This is a genomic window from Herbaspirillum sp. UBA812 (assembly GCF_002296545.1).
Classification (GTDB): Bacteria; Pseudomonadota; Gammaproteobacteria; order Burkholderiales; family Burkholderiaceae_D; genus Herbaspirillum; species Herbaspirillum huttiense.
Window position 1 is genome coordinate 458 of sequence record NZ_DBIC01000226.1, and the last position, 2,635, is coordinate 3,092.

Below are 2,635 nucleotides of genomic sequence, written 5' to 3' on the forward strand. Positions count from 1 at the left end.
TGCAATTGTTGCAGGAAGGCCGTCATCTGCTGCTGGCCGCCAGCGACCTGGAGCAGCGCGTCAAGCGCACCGCCACCGGGCGCGAAACGGAACTGCACATCGTGCTCAACAGCCTGATTCCCTTCGACAAGATGCTGCCGGTGATCGAAGCCTTTGACCGTGAAGAATCCGGCACCCGCCTGCGCTTCACGCCCGGTGTACTGACCGGGGCCTGGGAAAAGCTCATCGAGGGCCGCGCCAACCTGGTCATCGGGGTGACCCTGGACGGGCCGGAAGTGGTGCGCACCAGCGGGCGCTTCCAGATGCAGGAGCTGGGGGCGGTGGACTGGGTCTTTGCAGTGGCGCCGACGCACCCGCTGGCCTCGGCCACCGAACCGCTGTCGGCAGAGCTGGTGCGCAGCCACCGGGCCATTGCCGTGGGCGACAACAGCCAGTCCCTGCCCACACTGACCATGGGGCTGCTGTCGGGCCAGGAAACGCTGACGGTGGCCACCGTGGCTGACAAGCTGCAGGCCCAGCTGGCCGGTCTCGGTTGTGGCCATCTGCCGCGCATCTGGGCCGAGCCCTATCTCGCCACCGGCGCACTGGTAGAAAAACAGACCTTGGCTGCCAAACCCAATGACAACTTCATGGTGGCCTGGCCCAAGGCCGAGCAGGGCAAGTCGCTGAAGTGGTTCATTCAGCACCTGGCACAGCCGCACGTGCGGCAATCGCTGATCGGACCGATATCCATGCGGGATACGGCATGAGCGGCAAAGCTTATGTAGGCCGCTTCGCGCCCTCGCCTTCCGGTCCGCTGCATGCGGGCTCGCTGGTGGCGGCACTGGCCAGCTATCTGGATGCGCGCGTGCACCATGGCCGCTGGCTACTTCGCATCGAAGACATCGACGAGACCCGCACCGTGCCCGGCGCAGCAGACGACATCATCGCCACCTTGGCGGCACTGGATATGCACTCTGACGGACCGATTCTGGTGCAGAGCCAGCGCAAGGCACGCTACCAGCTTGCACGCGAGCATCTGGGCGCACTGGCCTATCCCTGCGGCTGCAGCCGCAAGGAAATCGCCGATTCCAGGGTCGGCACGGCCAGCGATGGTGCTGCGCTCTATCCCGGCACCTGCCGCCACGGACTGGCCCCCGGCAAGATGCCACGCACGCTGCGGCTGCGCGTGCCCGATGCCGGCCAGCCGGGCGAACTGGTCCAATTCACGGACCGCTGGCTGGGGCCGCAGGCCCAGCACCTGGCCTCGGAAGCCGGGGATTTCGTGCTGCAGCGGGCCGATGGCTTCTGGGCCTATCAGCTGGCGGTGGTGGTCGATGATGCCGAACAGGGCGTCACCGACATCGTGCGCGGGGCCGACCTGCTGGACTCGACGGCGCGGCAGATCTACCTGCAGGGCCTGCTGGGCTACGCGACGCCGCGCTACCTGCACGTGCCGCTGTTGATGAATGCGTCGGGGGAAAAGTTTTCCAAGCAGAACGGCGCCCAGGCACTGGACCTGGGCCAGCCGCTGCAAGCCTTGCAGCAGGCGGCGGCCTTTCTTGGACTGGACACGGGCGCGGCCCGCGACAGGGAAGGATTCTGGACATTGGCGCTCACCGGCTGGCGAGCGCGTTTCGGTCCGCGCTGAGAAAACGGATCAGCGCTTGCCGGATCAGCGCTTGGGCATGCCACCCAGCAAGGCCGCGACCTTGGGCTTGGGACGGTTGTTCTTGGGCAGTTCCGGCTTGGTGGAGACGGTCTCGGTAGCGCTGGGCTCATAGGGCTTGAGGAACCAGGGGTCGACCTTCTCACGGCGTCCCGACGGGGCTGCGCCGTCGCGGCTGCTGCGGCTGCGCTCGCCACGGTCACTGCGTTCGCCACGCTCGGCGCGTTCGCCGCGGTCACTACGCTCACCGCGCTCGCCACGTTCCGAGCGTTCACCGCGCTCACCCCGGTCAGCGCGCATGCGCGGTGCAAAGCCGGTCAGTTCGGCGCGCTCGAATTTCTTCTTGATCAGCTTTTCGATATCGACCAGCAGGCGCTCATCCTTGTCGCAGAACAGCGAGATGGCGTCGCCCGAGGCACCGGCACGACCGGTACGGCCGATGCGGTGCACGTAGTCTTCGGCGTTGTAGGGCAGGTCGTAATTGATGACGCAGGGTAGTTCGGCGATGTCCAGCCCGCGTGCGGCCACGTCGGTGGCCACCAGCACTTCGATCTGGCCTTGCTTGAAGGACTCCAGGGCGGCCATGCGCTCGGACTGGGTCTTGTCGCCGTGGATGGCAGAAGCCTTCACACCTTCGGCCAGCAAAGTGCGCGCCAGGCGCGACGCGCCGATCTTGGTGTTGGAGAAGACGATCACTTGCTTCAGTGCGCGCTGGCGAATGATGAAGCTGACCGCATCCGCCTTGGCAGCTTCCTCCACCTTGTAGATGGTCTGGCTGACGTTTTCTGCCGTGGCATTGCTGCGCGCGACTTCGATGGTCACCGGGTTGTTCTGGAAGCTGGCGGCCAGCTTCTTGATCTCGGGCGAGAAGGTGGCCGAGAACAGCAGGTTCTGGCGCTGCTTGGGCAGCAGGTTGATGATGCGCTGCAGGTCCGGCAGGAAGCCCATGTCGAGCATGCGGTCGGCTTCGTCCAGCACCAGGATCTG

3 protein-coding genes are annotated in these 2,635 nt (G+C 65.9%); 2 read left to right on the forward strand and 1 reads right to left on the reverse strand.

Features of this window, described 5'->3' with window-relative positions:
• A partial coding sequence (locus B3873_RS14785) for a LysR substrate-binding domain-containing protein (RefSeq protein ID WP_286866971.1) occupies window positions 1–749 on the forward strand: 749 nt, incomplete at its 5' end.
• A complete protein-coding gene (gluQRS, locus tag B3873_RS14790) occupies window positions 746–1,630 on the forward strand; it encodes a tRNA glutamyl-Q(34) synthetase GluQRS (protein WP_134223118.1) in 885 nt (294 codons plus the stop codon). The genes B3873_RS14785 and gluQRS, both read left to right, overlap by 4 nt.
• 24 nt (window positions 1,631–1,654) lie before the next feature.
• Here gluQRS and B3873_RS14795 read toward each other — a convergent pair.
• Window positions 1,655–2,635: DEAD/DEAH box helicase (locus tag B3873_RS14795; RefSeq protein WP_286866973.1), on the reverse strand; the 981-nt coding region annotated here is incomplete at its 5' end.

Coding starts and splice junctions, on each gene's coding strand:
- gluQRS (WP_134223118.1), top strand. CDS start 746: ATGAGCGGCAAAGCTTATGTAGGCCGCTTCGCGCCCTCGCCTTCCGGT.